At 63.4% G+C, this 15201-nt stretch carries 15 protein-coding genes; 8 read left to right on the top strand and 7 right to left on the bottom strand.

The window, feature by feature from the left end; translation table 11 throughout:
- Window positions 1–23 precede the first annotated feature (23 nt).
- Both MF4836_RS01980 and MF4836_RS01975 read right to left on the bottom strand, forming a co-directional pair.
- On the bottom strand, window positions 24–1061 hold the full coding sequence (locus tag MF4836_RS01980) for a methyltransferase (protein ID WP_078468853.1): 1038 nt from the start codon (window positions 1059–1061) through the stop codon (window positions 24–26).
- 17 nt (window positions 1062–1078) lie between these two features.
- A complete protein-coding gene (locus tag MF4836_RS01975; RefSeq protein ID WP_078468852.1) occupies window positions 1079–3088 on the bottom strand; it encodes a TonB-dependent receptor in 2010 nt (669 codons plus the stop codon).
- Between the two features lie 451 nt (window positions 3089–3539).
- On the opposite strand from MF4836_RS01975, the gene MF4836_RS01970 reads away from it, so the two are divergent.
- The 8 genes from MF4836_RS01970 (at window position 3540) to MF4836_RS01935 (ending at window position 11208) form a co-directional block, all read left to right on the top strand.
- Window positions 3540–4649 carry an aminotransferase class I/II-fold pyridoxal phosphate-dependent enzyme gene (locus MF4836_RS01970; RefSeq protein ID WP_078468851.1) on the top strand — a complete coding sequence of 370 codons (1110 nt, stop codon included), beginning with the start codon at window positions 3540–3542 and terminating at the stop codon, window positions 4647–4649.
- A 169-nt stretch (window positions 4650–4818) separates the two neighbouring features.
- On the top strand, window positions 4819–5982 hold the full coding sequence (moeB, locus tag MF4836_RS01965) for a molybdopterin-synthase adenylyltransferase MoeB (RefSeq protein ID WP_078468850.1): 1164 nt from the start codon (window positions 4819–4821) through the stop codon (window positions 5980–5982).
- Window positions 5983–6016: 34 nt separating this feature from the next.
- Window positions 6017–6451 (top strand): Mov34/MPN/PAD-1 family protein, encoded by a 435-nt coding sequence (locus MF4836_RS01960; protein WP_078468849.1) that lies wholly within the window; start codon window positions 6017–6019, stop codon window positions 6449–6451.
- Window positions 6452–6472: 21 nt separating this feature from the next.
- Window positions 6473–6745 carry a MoaD/ThiS family protein gene (locus MF4836_RS01955; protein ID WP_078468848.1) on the top strand — a complete coding sequence of 91 codons (273 nt, stop codon included), beginning with the start codon at window positions 6473–6475 and terminating at the stop codon, window positions 6743–6745.
- 23 nt (window positions 6746–6768) lie between these two features.
- Entirely contained in the window at window positions 6769–7623 is an 855-nt protein-coding gene (gene kynA / locus MF4836_RS01950; RefSeq protein ID WP_078468847.1) for a tryptophan 2,3-dioxygenase, read from the top strand.
- Between the two features lie 60 nt (window positions 7624–7683).
- The gene (locus MF4836_RS01945) at window positions 7684–9084 is read left to right on the top strand and encodes an FAD-dependent oxidoreductase (protein ID WP_078468846.1); all 1401 of its coding nucleotides are present in this window, start codon (window positions 7684–7686) and stop codon (window positions 9082–9084) included.
- Window positions 9085–9103: 19 nt separating this feature from the next.
- Window positions 9104–9775, top strand: coding sequence for an arylformamidase (kynB, locus tag MF4836_RS01940; protein ID WP_078468845.1), 672 nt, complete (start codon window positions 9104–9106; stop codon window positions 9773–9775).
- 206 nt (window positions 9776–9981) lie between these two features.
- Window positions 9982–11208, top strand: a complete 1227-nt coding sequence (locus tag MF4836_RS01935; RefSeq protein WP_078468844.1) for an aminotransferase class V-fold PLP-dependent enzyme — start codon at window positions 9982–9984, stop codon at window positions 11206–11208.
- Between the two features lie 51 nt (window positions 11209–11259).
- Here the strand turns inward: MF4836_RS01935 and MF4836_RS01930 are convergent, their stop codons facing one another.
- From MF4836_RS01930 to MF4836_RS01910, 5 genes are all read right to left on the bottom strand, one after another.
- Window positions 11260–11718, bottom strand: coding sequence for an Lrp/AsnC family transcriptional regulator (locus MF4836_RS01930; RefSeq protein WP_078468843.1), 459 nt, complete (start codon window positions 11716–11718; stop codon window positions 11260–11262).
- Window positions 11719–11911: 193 nt separating this feature from the next.
- Complete coding sequence (locus MF4836_RS01925; RefSeq protein WP_078468842.1) at window positions 11912–12640, bottom strand: amino acid ABC transporter ATP-binding protein; 729 nt, start codon at window positions 12638–12640, stop codon at window positions 11912–11914.
- Complete coding sequence (locus MF4836_RS01920) at window positions 12637–13323, bottom strand: amino acid ABC transporter permease (RefSeq protein WP_078468841.1); 687 nt, start codon at window positions 13321–13323, stop codon at window positions 12637–12639. Before MF4836_RS01920 ends, MF4836_RS01925 begins: the two co-directional genes overlap by 4 nt.
- Before the next feature lie 2 nt (window positions 13324–13325).
- On the bottom strand, window positions 13326–14054 hold the full coding sequence (locus tag MF4836_RS01915) for an amino acid ABC transporter permease (protein WP_078468840.1): 729 nt from the start codon (window positions 14052–14054) through the stop codon (window positions 13326–13328).
- 211 nt (window positions 14055–14265) lie between these two features.
- The gene (locus MF4836_RS01910) at window positions 14266–15165 is read right to left on the bottom strand and encodes a transporter substrate-binding domain-containing protein (protein WP_020295059.1); all 900 of its coding nucleotides are present in this window, start codon (window positions 15163–15165) and stop codon (window positions 14266–14268) included.
- Window positions 15166–15201 lie beyond the last annotated feature (36 nt).

Here is a 15201-nt window from a genome sequence, read left to right as displayed (position 1 = left end):
CAATGGCCCGCGAATCCGGGCGCTCATCGCACGCCCTTGCGGGCCAGCAGCACGGTCAGCGGCGCCATGGGGAAATCACATTCACCGGCGTGCTCCACGCTGGCGAAGCCGGCCTCGGCCAGCAGCCCGGCCATTTCCCCGGCACGCGGGACAAAGCGCCCGGCCATCAGCATCGGCAAGTAGTACGGCATGACCCGGGCATTCATCCCGGGCTGCGCGGAACGTTCGGCATGAGCGCTGATAAACAGCCCGCCCGGGCGCAATGCACCCAGCACGCGGCGCAGCAGGTCGAGGCAATCGGGCACGAAATGCACCACCGAGGAACACCAGATCACGTCATAGCCTTCGCCGAACGAGTCCCGAGACAGGTCGCCGCCCATTGTTGCCACCCGCTCCTGCAAGCCGGCCTCGGCCACCAACTGTCGGGCCACGGCAGCGGTCGGCGGCCAGTCGAAGACCGTCGCGTGCAGGCCGGGGTATTCCCGGGCCAGGGCCTGGGCCACCAGCCCCGGCCCGCCACCGAGGTCGAGCACCCGCTCGGCCCGTTGCACTTCGGGCAGCATCTGCAATAACGAGAGCACCGCCGGCACGCTGATCGCCTGTTGCTCCTGGGCGATATGGCTAGCCGCCGCAGCCGCCCAGTCCTGCCCGCCGCCCTGAGGCTTGGCCGGCGCCTGGATCGGCTCGCCGCTGAGTCGCTGGCGCAGGCTGGCACCGGTCTGGCGCAAGGCCTTGAGCCGGTAATGCCAGGCGTCGACACAGCCCTGGGGCCCCGGCAGCCAGTAGCGGCGAGTGGTGTCGCTCAGGCCATAGCGGCTGCCGTCCGGCCCGTCGATGCGCTGCAACAGCGCCATGCTCCAGAGCAGCTCGAGCCAGTGCCCGGTGATGTCCGGCGCCAGCTGCAGGCGCGCAGCCAGGGTCGGCACGTCGAGGGGCTGCTCCAGGGTACTGAACAGGTCCAGTTCCAGGGCCAGGGTCAGGGCGTCGGCCTGGACCGCAGCGCCGGCCAGTTGCCAATAGGCCTGCAGCGGGTGGCTGTGGTTGAAATCAATAATGTTCACGGTCTGGATCCCCTTATTTACAAGTCGAATGTCAGGCGCAGTCCCAACTCCCGAGGTGGGCTGTAGACGTCCACGAAACCGTTCTGGTAGCCCACGGCGTCGTAGCGTTTGTTGGCCAGGTTGTTGACGTAGGCGCTGACCTCGAAGCGCTCGAAGCTGCGCCCCAGGTCCAGGTCGATCAGGCCGTAGCCGGCCCGGCGGTTGCTGTTGGCCGCGTCCAGGTAGGTACGGCTCACGGCGCTCAGGTTGAGCTGGGTGTACCAGCGGCTCTCGGCGTCGTAGCGCAGCCCGAGGTTGCCGGTCAGGTCCGGGGCGAAGGGGTTGTGATTGCCGGAATAGTCACTGGCACCGTCGGTGAAACTGTCGAAGCGGGTGCGGTTGATAGCCAGTGCGCCCAGGACTTTCCAGCCGCTGCCCAGCAGGTAGTCGGCCTGCAATTCCAGGCCACTGGAGCGCGCCGACGCGGCGTTGGCGATGTACACCACGCCCGGAGTGAGCATCTGCTGCACCTGCATATCGTCGATGCTCATGGTGTACAGGGCCACCGAGTACTGCAGGCGGCGGTCGAGGGCCCCGCCCTTGAGGCCGACCTCCCAGGAGCGGACCTTTTCCGGGGCGTAGGGCGGGTAGTTGGCGGCCGGGCTGAAGGTGTTGAAACCGCCGGCGCGGAAACCGTCGGCGACGCTGGCATAGACGAATGCGTCATCCATCCATTCGTATTGCAGGGCGACCTTGGGCGAGAAGCGCTTCCAGCTGGCGTCGCGGGAATCGCCGCCCTCCGGGGTGAAGCGCACAAAGTCGCGCTCGGCGCGGCCGCCCAGGGTCAGGGTCCAGCGCTCGGCCACCGGAATCATCCAGTGGCTGAACAGCGCGGCGCTGTGCCCTCCCAGTTTCGAGCTGTAGGGCAACAGGCGCATCGGGGTCTTCTGCTCCCCGCCCAGGTCGTGCCGGTCGCGATCGAAATACATGCCCGTGACCCATTGGCTGTCGCCCAGGGAGCCTTCCACGGTGAACTGCTGGGACAGGGTATTGAAGTGGTTGTCGCGGCCGATGTGCAGGGAGTCGGCGGGCCGGAAGTCGGTGTCCTGCAAGACCCGGTCGTAGAAGTCGCTGTTGCCGGTCACCGAGCGCAGCTTCAGGCCCGAGGCCAGTTCGGTGCTCAGGTCCAGGGAGACACTGCGGGCACTGGAGTGATCCCAGCCGCGCACGCCGGAGCTGACCCGGGCCCGAGGAGTGCCGGAGGCGCCCCACTGGGCCGCGCCGTCGTCATAGTCCTGGCGCGAGTAGCGCAGGATGGCTTCGGAGCTGTCGTCCGGGGTCCAGCGCAGGGCCATGCGGCCACCGTGCTTCCTGCGGTCGTCGGCCTCGCCGCCGTGGTAGCGGTCATCGATATAGCCGTCCTGCTCGCTCCAGTTGCCGGTGACCCCGAGGTACAAGCGGTCCTCCACCAGCGGCCCGCTGAGGTCGGCCCGCGCCACGCGCTTGTCGCGGCTGCCCAGCTCGGTGGAAAGCCGGGCGTGCGGGGTGTTGTCCGGAGCGCGGGTATAGATGTTCACCACCCCGGCTTCAGCATTGCGCCCATACAGCGCCGACTGTGGCCCACGCAGCACCTCGACCCGTTCGATCCCCAGCATGTCGTGGTCGAAACCCTGGGCCATGAAGGTCGGCACGCCGTCCACCATCATCAGCGCCGAAGATGAATAAGAGGCGAAGTTGGAGCTGATGCCACGCACCACCGGCGGCTGGATCGCCGACTGGCCGAAGGGCTGGAAGCCAAAACCCGGCACCCGCCGCAACAACGCCGACAGGTCCTGCACATGCTCGCGTTCCAAGGTCTGGCCGTCGAACACACTCATCGCCGCCGGCACCGACTCGGCGCTCTGGGACAAGGCGTTGGCGGTCACGGTGATCGCCGGCAACTCTTCCAGCGCTTGGGCTGGAGCCGCGGCCGCGACCATCAGGGCGACCCACAACGGCGTGCTTTTTCCCCAGGCACAACGACCGATCCCGGGCTGACTGACATTCATTTGATGCGCTCCAAAATGTGCTCATTGGGTCAATGGCAAAAATGGTAACAGCGGCAAAAAATGATAATCATTCTTATTAATATGCCGTCCGACGAATTTCCTATGGGTTCCGGCGCGGACTATTCCACCCCCCTGAGAATGGTTCTAACGTGTGGCCAATCCCGACGAGACAACTCGAGATCACAGTGATGCTAGAAAGGAATTCGCACCGAGCGATGGCCCCAGCCCACCGCCCCTGCTGCAGCCCCAAGCCATTGACCTGGCATGCCTGCACCCGCTGCAGGCGCTCCCCCTATCAATACCTGGCAGATGCCGGAAGACGCCCGGCAAACCGTCGCGGCCGGCTGCTCGCCCTACGGCCACTTGAGGCCGCAACCGGCGCCCACGCCAACCTCGCTGTCGGCTCTCCGAGCTTGCGCACGTCCCCTTTTCTCCAGGACTTTTAACCGAGATGAAATTCTCCAACTTCTTCAGAAACAGCAACCTCTTCACACCCCAGACGCCAGGTGCCAGTGCCAGCAGTGGCGGCCAGGCGGTGAGCGAGCAGAATCGCCGTGCGGTGTACCTGAACTTCAACGAATCACCTTTCGGCCCCCTGCCCCCGGCCCTGGAGGCGGCCCGCGACAGCCTGCCGGATTGCGGGCGCTACGGCTTCGCTGCGATCGATCAACTGCACCAGGCCCTGGCGCAGGAACTGGCAGTGCCCCGGGACCACCTGACCCTGCACCCGGGCTCCAACCGGGCCCTGCACTATGCCGCGGCGACCTTTACCGGGCCGGGCAAATCCCTGGTCATGGCCTCCCCGGGCTACCCGATCTGCGAGCTGGCCGCCCGGCGCGCCGGGGCCGAGGTGCACAAGGTGGCCCTGGGTAAAAATGGCGCCCACGACCTGGAGCGCATGTGCGCGATCGAAGACGCCGGCCTGATCTACCTGTGCAACCCGAACAACCCCACCGGCACCATCACGCCCCATAAGGCCATCCTCCAGGCCCTGGCGGAAAAGCCCCGGGACGCGGTGTTGCTGGTGGACGAGGCGTACCTGCAATTTTGCGATGAACGCTCGATGCTGCCCTGGGTCGAACAGCGCCCCGACCTGATCGTGCTCCGCACCTTTTCCAAGATCTATGGCCTGGCCGGCCTGCGGGTCGGCATGGCGATGGCCCAGCCCCAGACCTTGCAGCGCATCACCACCCTGCCCGCCGACGACGTTTCGATCACCGCCGCCCAGGCCGCCCTGGCCAGCCTCGGCCAGAGCGCTCAGGTGGCACAACGCAAGCTCGAAATCGCCCGGGCCCGGCAGGAAACCATCGACTGGCTGCAATCCCGGGACATCCCGTGCACGGCCTCACAATCGAGCTGTTTCATGATGAAGGTCGGGGACCGGGCCCCCCAGGTCATTCAGGTCCTCGCGGAACACGGCGTGCACATCGGCCGTGCCTGGCCCGAAGCCCCGGAGTGGGTGCGCGTCACGGTAGGCACCCGGGATGAAATGGACGTCTTCAAGTCCGTCATGAGCCAAACGGTTTGCGCCAACTTCCACGGCTTCTTCTATCCGATTTAAACAACCGGCGGGCATGGGCGCCTTGATGGGCTGACCCCGGGCCTGGTCAATAAAAGACTGCAACGGCGCTACAACCGTCAACAGCACTACAACCTTCAACGCCTGCATCACCTGCTGATCGAGGTGCGGGCTTCGCTCACCCAGAATTTCATTCAAGACAGGAACAGCCATGCAACTTCCCCCCCTGGTAGAGGCTGACGCCACATTGAGCGCCAGTGAAATAAGCCGTTATAGCCGGCATCTGTTATTGCCCGAAATCGGCCTGCAAGGGCAACAACGCTTGAAGCACAGCCGGGTCCTGGTGATTGGTGCCGGCGGGCTGGGTTCGCCCACGCTGTTGTACCTGGCGGCGGCCGGCGTCGGCACCCTGGGCATCATCGACTTTGATGTGGTGGACGAGTCCAACCTGCAGCGACAAGTGATTCATCGCCTCGCGGAAGTGGGCCAACTCAAGACTGAAAGTGCCAAGCGCACCTTGCAGGCGCTGAACCCCCATATCCAGATCAACCTGCACCAGCAACGCCTGGACAACGACAACGCCGTGGCGCTGTTTTCCAACTATGACCTGATGCTCGACGGCACCGATAACTTCGCCACCCGCTACCTGGTCAACGATGCTTGCGTGCTGGCGGGCAAGCCCTATGTCTGGGGCTCGATCTACCGCTTCGAAGGCCAGGCCTCGGTGTTCTGGGAACAGGCACCCGGCGGCGGGATCAACTACCGCGACCTGTACCCCGAGCCGCCGCCCATGCACCTGGCGCCATCCTGTTCCGAAGGCGGTGTGCTCGGAGTGCTCTGCGCCTCCATCGGGGCAATCATGGCCACCGAGGCCATCAAGCTGATCACCGGCATCGGCACGCCGCTGCTGGGGCGCCTTGCGGTGTATGACGCCCTGGAAATGAGCTACCGCTTCCTGCCTTTGCGCCCGTCACTCAAGCGCCAGCCGATCACCGCGCTGCAGGACTACCAGCAACTGTGCGGCCTGGGCAGCGTGCCGACCCCGGCCAGCGTGCCCAGCCTGGATGCCCACGCCCTGCAAGCCCTGCGCCTGGGCGGGCAGCCGCTGCAGGTGATCGATGTCCGGGAACAGAACGAATGGGACATCCTGCACATCCCCCAGGCGCAGCTCATGCCGATGCAGCAGGTGCTCAGCGGCGTGCACCACGCGCAGCTTTCCCGGGACGCCGAGATCGTCGTCTATTGCAAGGCCGGCAGCCGCTCCAGGACGGTGGTCCAGGCCCTGACCGAGCAAGGCTTCGACAACGTGCGCAACCTCGAAGGCGGGGTCCTGGCCTGGGCCGCGGCCTATGCGCCGACGCTGCCGGCCTATTGATCCCGCGCCCCCCGCCCCCAACGAGTAGCCCTTTATGTTGCTGCTGAGCCACGACATCGTCAGCGCGATCTTCGACCAGGCGCGCCAGGCGCACCCGATCGAATGCTGCGGAATCATCGCCACAGCCGCCGGCAGCGAGCGCGCCACGCGGCTGATCCCGATGGTCAACCGTGCCCGTTCCGAGGTGTATTTCGAGTTCGACCCGCGCCAGCAACTCCAGGTCTGGCGCGAGATGGACGCCCGGGATGAAGAACCCCGGGTGTTCTACCACTCCCACACCGCATCGCGGGCCTTCCCCAGTGCCACCGACATCGCGTTCGCCACCGACGCCAATGCCCACTACCTGATTGTCAGCACCGCGGACTACGACCCGCCGCTGCGCAGTTTTCGCATTGTCCAGGGCTGTGTCAGCGAAGAGGAAGTGCGCATCGATGCGCTGCCCGCCGCTGCACTGAACCTGCCCGATTAACCCCCTACGGAGTGCCACCCCATGAAGATCATTGTTCCCACCCTGATGCGCCACTTGACCGCCAACCAGAAAACCGTGGAGGCCCAGGGGCAAACGGTCAGGCAAGTGATCGACGCGCTCGAGCAGCAGTACCCGGGCCTTGCGGCCCGCCTGATCGACGGCGGCGAAGTTCACAAGTTCATCAATATCTACGTCAACGACGATGACATCCGCTTCTTGCAGAGCCTCGACAGCGCCGTGACGCAGCAGGACCAGATCACCATCCTGCCTGCCGTCGCCGGTGGCTGCTTTTAACGCCCCCGAGCGAGGAATGACCGATGTGCCCTTGCCCCTATATGCACCCAGCACCACCCCAACAATGGCATGACGCCCAACTGGATTTCGCCGAAAGCATGAGTTACGGCGATTACCTGGGGCTGGATAAAGTGCTGGACGCACAAGCGCCACGCTCCCAGCAACACAATGAAATGCTGTTCATCATTCAGCACCAGGCATCGGAACTCTGGATGAAGCTGCTGTTGCATGAACTGCGTCACGCCCGCCAGTTGATCGACCACGGCCAACTGGGGGGCAGTCACCGGGTGCTGGCCAGGGTCCTGCGGATCATGGAGCAGATGGTCAGCTCCTGGTCGATCCTGGCGACCCTGAGCCCCATGGAGTTCATCAGCTTTCGCTCGGACCTGGGGCAAGCCTCGGGCTTCCAGTCCTACCAGTACCGCGAGATCGAGTTCATGTTCGGCAACAAGAACCGCGCCATGCTCCTGCCGCACCAGCACACGCCACAGATCGCCCGCAACCTCGAACGCTGCCTGCACAGCCCTTCCCTGTACGACGTGATCATCCAGCAGATGGCGCGCCAGGGCCTGCCCATTGCCGCCCTGCGACTGGACGCCGACCCCAGCGAACCGACCCGCAGCGATGCCTCGGTGGAGGCCGCCTGGGTCCAGGTCTACCAACAACCGGAGCGCTACTGGGACCTGTACCAGTTGGGAGAAAAGCTCATGGACATCGAGGATGCGTTTCGCCAATGGCGCTTTCGCCACGTCACCGTGGTCGAGCGGGTGATCGGCTTCAAGAAAGGCACCGGCGGCACGGAAGGCGTCGAGTACCTGCGCAAGATGCTCGGCACCGTGCTGTTCCCTGAGCTCTGGAGCCTGCGCTCGAGCCTTTAGCCGACGCCTTATCAAGCCCGCTGCCGCTGCGAACCGGGCACCACCCCAAGAGAATTCGCCATGACCGCTACAGACAACGTTCGTCAAGTCACCATCATCGGCGCCGGGCTGGCCGGAGCCCTGGTTGCCCGCCTGCTGGCCCGCCAGGGCTGGCGTGTCAGCCTGTTCGAGCGACGCTCCGATCCGCGCATCGAAACCGGGGCCCGCGGCCGTTCCATCAACCTGGCCCTGGCCGAACGCGGCGCCCATGCCTTGCGCCTGGCCGGGCTCGAACCCGAGGTGCTGGCCGAAGCGGTGATGATGCGCGGGCGCATGGTGCACGTCCCCGGCACGGCCCCCAGCCTGCAACCGTACGGACGCGATGACAGCGAGGTGATCTGGTCGATCAACCGCGATCGTCTGAACCGGATTCTGCTCGACGGCGCCGAAGCGGCCGGGGCGAAAATCCACTTCAACCTGGGGCTCCACAGCGTCGACTTCCCCCGCCAGCGCCTGACCTTCAGCAACGCCTCGGGGGCTCACCTGGGCAGCCGCTTCCAGTTGCTGATCGGCGCCGACGGCTGCAACTCAGCGGTGCGCCAGGCCATGGCTGAGGTGGTCGACCTGGACCAGCAACTGGAAACCCAGCCCCACGGCTACAAGGAATTGCATATCACCCCGCAGGCCAGCGCGCACTTCGGCCTGGAGCCCAACGCCCTGCACATCTGGCCTCGCGGCGACTACATGTGCATCGCCCTGCCGAACCTCGACCGCAGCTTCACCGTCACCCTGTTCCTGCACCACCAGAGCCCGACGACCCAACCCACCAGCCCGTGCTTCGCCCAACTGGTCGATGGACGCGCCGCCCGGGCCTTTTTCGACCGCGAATTCCCAGGGCTGTCGCCGATGCTGGGCAGCCTGGAACAGGACTTCGACCATCACCCCACCGGCAAGCTCGCGACCCTGCGCCTCGACACCTGGCATATCGGCGGCCAGGCCGTGCTGCTGGGGGATGCCGCCCACCCCATGGTGCCGTTCCACGGCCAGGGCATGAACTGCGCCCTGGAAGACGCGGTGGCCCTCGCCGAGCAATTGCAACAGCCCGGCGATATCGCCAGCGCCCTTGCGGCATTCACCGCGCAACGCCAGCCCAACGCCCTGGCGATCCAGGCCATGGCCCTGGAGAACTACGTGGAAATGAGCAGCAAGGTCGCCAGCTCCAGTTACCTGCTGGAGCGCGAGCTGGGAAAAATCATGGCCCAGCGCCAACCCACGCGCTTCATCCCGCGCTACAGCATGGTCACCTTCAGCCGCCTGCCCTATGCCCAGGCCCTGGCTCGCGGGCAGATCCAGGAGCAACTGCTGAAATTCGCCGTGGCCAACCACACCGACCTGACCTCGATCAACCTGGATGCCGTGGAGCACGAAGTGACCCGCTGCCTGCCGCCCCTGAGCGACCTGGCCCAGGGTCGCCGTTGCTGACTGGGAAGGAGCCTGCCACGTGCCCGCACGCAAACTGTTCGACATCAGCCCACCGATCTCCAGCACCCTCGCCACCTGGCCGGGGGACACCCGCTACCGTCAGGAAGCCGTCTGGGTGCTGGATCAGCAGTGCCCGGTGAACGTCGGAAAAATCACCCTCTCGCCCCACACCGGAGCCCATGCCGATGCTCCGCTGCACTACAACAGCCGCGGCGCCGCCATTGGCGCGGTGGCCCTCGAGCCCTACCTGGGAACCTGCCGGGTGATCCACTGCTTCGACAGCGGCGCCCTGGTCCAGCCGGAGCAGGTAGCGCCGCACCTGGCCGGGGCACCGGAACGCATCCTGCTGCGCACGTATCGTCGCAGCGCCCCTTGCACCTGGGACCCGGACTCCAGCGCAATCGCCGTGGCCACCCTCCACTTGCTGGCGCGGCACGGGGTGCGGCTGGTGGGCATCGACACGCCCTCGGTGGACCCGCAACAGTCCAAGACCCTGGACGCACACCACGCTATCGAGCGCCATGGCATGGCCATCCTCGAAGGGCTGGTGCTGGATGAAGTGCCGGCCGGGGACTACGAATTGATCGCCCTGCCCCTCAAGTTCATGGCCCTGGACGCGAGCCCGGTGCGGGCGGTGTTGCGCAGCCTGCCGGGGCTACGGCCGGGATCGCCGGAGGGGCAAGCGGGATAAGGTCGGGCAGGCTTTCAGCGATCTCACTCAATGCCTGAGCAATTACCACCGGCACTTATGACGGATTCCACGCATTTCACGAGGTTATGACGCGTGATTCCTGCATTGACGGGGTTCGCCCGCCCTACTTATGCGGCCCTTATGCATGGGTCAGCCATTAGGATAGGGCGTGTCAAATTCCCCCTAGCGATGCCGGAGTCTTGTTCATGCCCACTCTCGATCTGCCGTTCATCCGCAGCCACTTCCCGGCCTTTGCCGAGCCCTCGCTCGAAGGCCAGGCATTTTTCGATAACGCTGGCGGCTCCTACGCCTGTCAGGAAGTCATCGATCGCCTCAATCGTTTTTACCGTCAGAACAAGATGCAACCCTACGGTGTGCACCCTGCATCTCGCCGGGGTGGCGAGGAGATGGACCGTGCTCATCGCGAAATGGCCAGCTACCTCAACGTCGCACCCGAGGAGGTCCACCTGGGCCCCTCCTCCTCACAGAACAGCTATGTGCTGGCAGAGGCCTTTGCCAATCGGCTCGACGCGGGTGATGAGGTGATCGTCACCAACCAGGACCACGAGGCCAACAATGGCGTGTGGCGTCGGCTGATCAAGCGCGGCATCGTCATAAAAGAATGGCAGGTCAACGCGACCACCGGCTCCCTGGATTCAGCGGCCCTGGTAGAACTCCTGACCTCACGCACCAAAGTGGTGGCTTTCACCCACTGTTCAAACATCCTGGGTGAGATCAACCCGGTCCGCGAGATCTGCGAAATCGTCCATGGGGTCGGCGCCGTAGCCGTTGTCGACGGTGTTTCTTACGCTGGCCATGGCTTGCCGGATGTCGCCGAGCTCGGCGCGGATGTCTACCTGTTCTCGCTGTACAAGACCTTTGGCCCGCACCTGGGCGCGATGGTCATTCGACGGCCGCTGATGGATTTCCTCGGCAACCAGGCGCACTACTTTAACGCCGCCCACCTGGCCAAGTGGTTCGTCCCGGCCGGGCCTGACCATGCCCAGGTCGCAGCGGTCAACGGCGTCACGGCCTATTTTGACAGCGTGCATGCCCACCATTTTCCCGAGGCCGACAACAGCGAGCGCGGCGCAAACCTCAGGAAACTGTTCAAGCAGGCCGAAGTCGGGCTGCTGAGCCCACTGCTGGAGTTCTGCGCCAAGGATCCGCGTGTCCGGTTGCTGGGCCCCACCAACGCGCAGAAAAAAGCCGCGACCGTGTCACTGCAAACCCTGAATGCCACACCTCGCGAAGTCTGCGAGCGCCTTGTCTCCAAGGGCATCATCGCCGGCGCAGGCCATTTCTATGCCGTGCGCCTGCTGGAAGCGCTCGGGATCAATCCCGACGAAGGCGTACTCCGTCTTTCATTTGTTCACTACACCTCCCAGGAGGAAGTGCAACAACTGATACGGGCGCTGGACGAGTCGCTCTAAGCTCACCGCCACCACGCATGGGTGCTGCCGCGCCCGGTACCCATGCTGACTTCACGAGCGATCACCGACCAGCTCATCCAGGCAGATAAATGACTGCGTACTGCTGATATCAGGGTGGCTGCTCAACTCATCGACCAAAATCCGGGTGAAATCGGCCATGCGTGGCGCAACCACGCGCAGCATGAAATCGACATCCCCGGTGATGCCTGTCGCCAGGCGCACCCACGGCCGGTTCTGCAGCAACAGGGCAACGCGTTCGCGGGCGCCTGGCTGGTTTCGCTGCAAGGTCACCAGTACCCACGCGTTGACATCATTGCCGAGCTTGTTTTCATCAATGTCCGCTGAGTAGCCACGGATAACGCCTTCGTCTTCGAGCCTTTTCACCCGTCGCTGACACTGAGAAGGTGACAGCCCCACCTGGGTGGAGAGTTGCTGATGGCTGATTCGACCCTCCTTGCGTAGCACAGCGATTATTCGTGTATCCATCCGATCAAGCTTGAAGTCAGTCATGCAAGGTCACCAGGGCGCAGGATTCCCGCGCAGGAAATCATGGCGGTCATTGCAATGCAAACCTGTTGCGCAGCATCAGAGACAGCATCCAAACCGCCGCAGAGCAGAACCGCGACCCATGACGCAAGACGCCCGATGCAAGGCATCGGGCGTCAGTTGCGCGGCCTGGGGCCTGCCGTGCTTTTGCCGCTGGTTAATGCTGCAGGATTTTCGACAAGAAGCTGCGTGCCCGATCCGAGCGTGGCGCACCGAAGAACTCTTCAGACTTCACGTCCTCGATAATTTCTCCGCCGTCCATGAACACGATGCGATCAGCCACTTTGCGCGCGAAGCCCATTTCGTGGGTGACGCACATCATGGTCATGCCTTCACTTGCCAACTGGACCATGACGTCCAGCACTTCATTGACCATCTCCGGGTCGAGTGCCGAGGTCGGTTCGTCGAAGAGCATCGCGATCGGGTCCATGGCCAGGGCACGAGCGATCGCTACCCGCTGCTGCTGGCCACCGGACAACTGGATCGGGTACTTGTGGGCGTGGTTCTTGAGGCCGACGCGATCCAGCAGTTGCATGCCTTTTTTGGTGGCTGTGTCGCGGTCGCGGCCCAGTACCTTGATCTGCGCCAGGTTGAGGTTTTCGATGATGCTCAGGTGGGGAAACAGCTCGAAATGCTGGAACACCATGCCCACTCGAGCGCGCAGCTTGGGCAGGTCGACCCCTTTGCCGGTGACGGGCTGGTTATCGATGAAAATCTCGCCTTTCTGCACCGGCTCCAGGCCATTGACGCATTTGATCAAGGTGCTCTTGCCCGAACCGGAAGGTCCGCACACCACCATCACCTCCCCCCGCGAGAGCTGAGTGGTGCAGTTTTTCAGAACCTGAAAGTTGCCATACCACTTGCTCAGGTTTTTCATCTGGATCATGCGGTTCTCCCTATATTTCTTTTCATGCGCTTGGTCAGGCTGGACAGCAGATAGCAAATCACCAGGTAGACCAGGGCCACGAACAGGTACAGCTCTACCAGGCGCCCGTCACGCTGGGCGAACTTGCTCGCTGCACCGGTGAAGTCGGCGATGGAAAGCACGTAGACCAGTGAGGTGTCCTGGAACAGGATGATGGTCTGGGTCAGCAGCAACGGCGTCATTCGCCGCATCGCCTGGGGCAGGATCACGTAGAACATTGATTGTGCCGGCCGCATGCCCAGGGCCGCCGCGGCCTGTCTCTGGCCGCCGCTGACGCTCTGGATGCCGCCGCGAATGATCTCGCTGTAGTACGCCGCCTCGAACATGCAGAACGTCACGAAGGCGGTGACCACCGGACCGATCTGCACCGGCCTCTCGGTGCCGAAAGCCATTTGCAGCAGCAGCGGCATCAGGAAGTAGAACCAGAAAATCACCAGCACCAACGGAATGCTGCGCATCACCGTTACATAACCCAGGGCAAAACCGCGCATGACGCGGTTCTGCGAGAGTCGCATCAGCGCCAGCAAGGTGCCGGCCAGGATACCGACGGACATCGCCACCAGCGTCAGCAGCAAAGTGAACTTCAGGCCATTCCACAGCGCCGGCATAGCCCGCACGATTACGCTTGGATCGAGTTCAAACATAACTACCTCGTCGCGCCGCGAAGGGTCAGGGAACGCTCGATGTGCCCCATGACAAAGGTCACCAGCAACGAAATGACCACGTAGATCAAGGTTGCGGCGGTGAACGCCTCAAAGGTATTGAACGAGTACTCGCTGACGTTTCTCGCCTGCGCGGTCAATTCCATCAAGCCAATGGTCAGGGCCACCGATGAGTTTTTCAGGGTGTTCAGCGCCTCGGACGTCAGCGGTGGGAACACCACCCGCAATGCCTGGGGCAACAGTACCTGCAGGTACATCTGGCTCGGACGCAGGCCCAAGGCCAACGCCGCGCCCCGCTGCCCGGCGGCAACCGATTCGATGCCAGCCTTGAACAGTTCCGACAGCTTGGCCGAGGTGAAAAGGGTCAACGCCACGACCGCGCTGAAAAACGAGGGATAGGGCAAGTCCTGCTTGAGATAGTCCCCCATCGATACCGGCAATAGCTCGGGTATCACGAAGAAGCAGATGAACATCTGCACCAGCAAGGGGATATTGCGGAACACCTCGGTGTAGAGGTTACCCAGCCACACCAGCGGTCGAAGGCTGCTGGTACGCAGGGTGCCAACCAGGCCACCGATCAGAAAGGCCAGGATGAATGCGGCGAGGGTTGTAGCCAGAGTCCAGCTGGTGCCCGTGACCAGCCAATGCAGATAGGAAGACGATTCTCCGGGCGCAAAGTCCCAGAACACGCTCCAATTCCAGTTGTAATCCATGAAACACCAACCTTTGAGAGAAAGCGGAACTCAGCATTCGCAGATGCCGGCAGGTCGAGGAACGGGACGTATGCACAGGAGCAGCCGTTTGCTGGCTCGCGAAGCACCTTCCTTTGCAACGTGCATCCACACCGCACGCGTCATCCTTGACGTTCATGACCAGCACACTAACTACTCACAGATCCGTGTTCACTCGACCCACTGGGTGGCATCAGACGCCAGTATCGTTCGGGTGGGCGATGGCTTCTTTCAGCGCGTCGCTCATGGGCAGGTTGATCACAGCGTTCTTCGGCGGAATCGGCTGCTGGAACCATTTCGGGTATTGGGTATCGATCACGCCGCTGCTGTAGAGGTTGCGCAATACGTCATCCGCGAAGGTCTTGAACTGCGGATCATTCTTGCGGATGCCGATGGCGTAGGGTTCAGCGGACATGGGTTCAGCCAGCAAGGTGTAAGCATCCGGGCTGCGGCTTTGCGCAATGGTCGCCATCAACTGCACGTCGTCGTTGATGTAGGCCACGGCGCGGCCGGTCTCGAGCATCAGGAAGGCTTCACCGCCATCTTTGGCGTTGAGGATTTTCAGCCCCAGTTGCTGTTCGCGGTCGATTTTCTTGGTGATCCACTCACCGCTGCCACCGGTAATCACCACCACCGACTTACCCTTGAGATCAGCAATGCTGTTGATGCCAGAGGTTTTCTTCACGGCATACTTGGCGCTGGCCACGTAGCTGGTCAGCAGGAAGCCGATCTGTTTCTGGCGCTCGACCGTGTTGGTGGTAACGCCGCATTCCAGGTCGATGGTGCCGTTGATCAGCAACGGTGTACGGGTGGCTGCGACCACCGAGACGTACTCGGTCTTCAAGCCGGGCTCGCCGACCTTGACCTTGATCTGATCAACGATCTTCTGGCACAGCTCGATGCTGTAGCCGATGGGCTGCTGGGCATCGTTGAGGTAGGAAAACGGAAGCGATGCATCGCGATAGCCAAGGGTGACAGTGCCCGACTCCTTGATCTTCTTCAGGGTCCCGGTGAGGTCGTCCGCCTGGGCGGCGCCGGCGCTGAGGCAGGCAGTCACGACGAGGGCAAGCAGCTGTTTCTTTTTATCGAGCATGGGGATCTCCGACTATTGTTTTGGCAGCTTTGGCAC

This window comes from Pseudomonas sp. MF4836, from assembly GCF_002018875.1.
GTDB lineage: Bacteria > Pseudomonadota > Gammaproteobacteria > Pseudomonadales > Pseudomonadaceae > Aquipseudomonas.
Note: the sequence above shows the minus strand (reverse complement) of the source record. Positions and strands in the feature narration are given on the sequence as shown.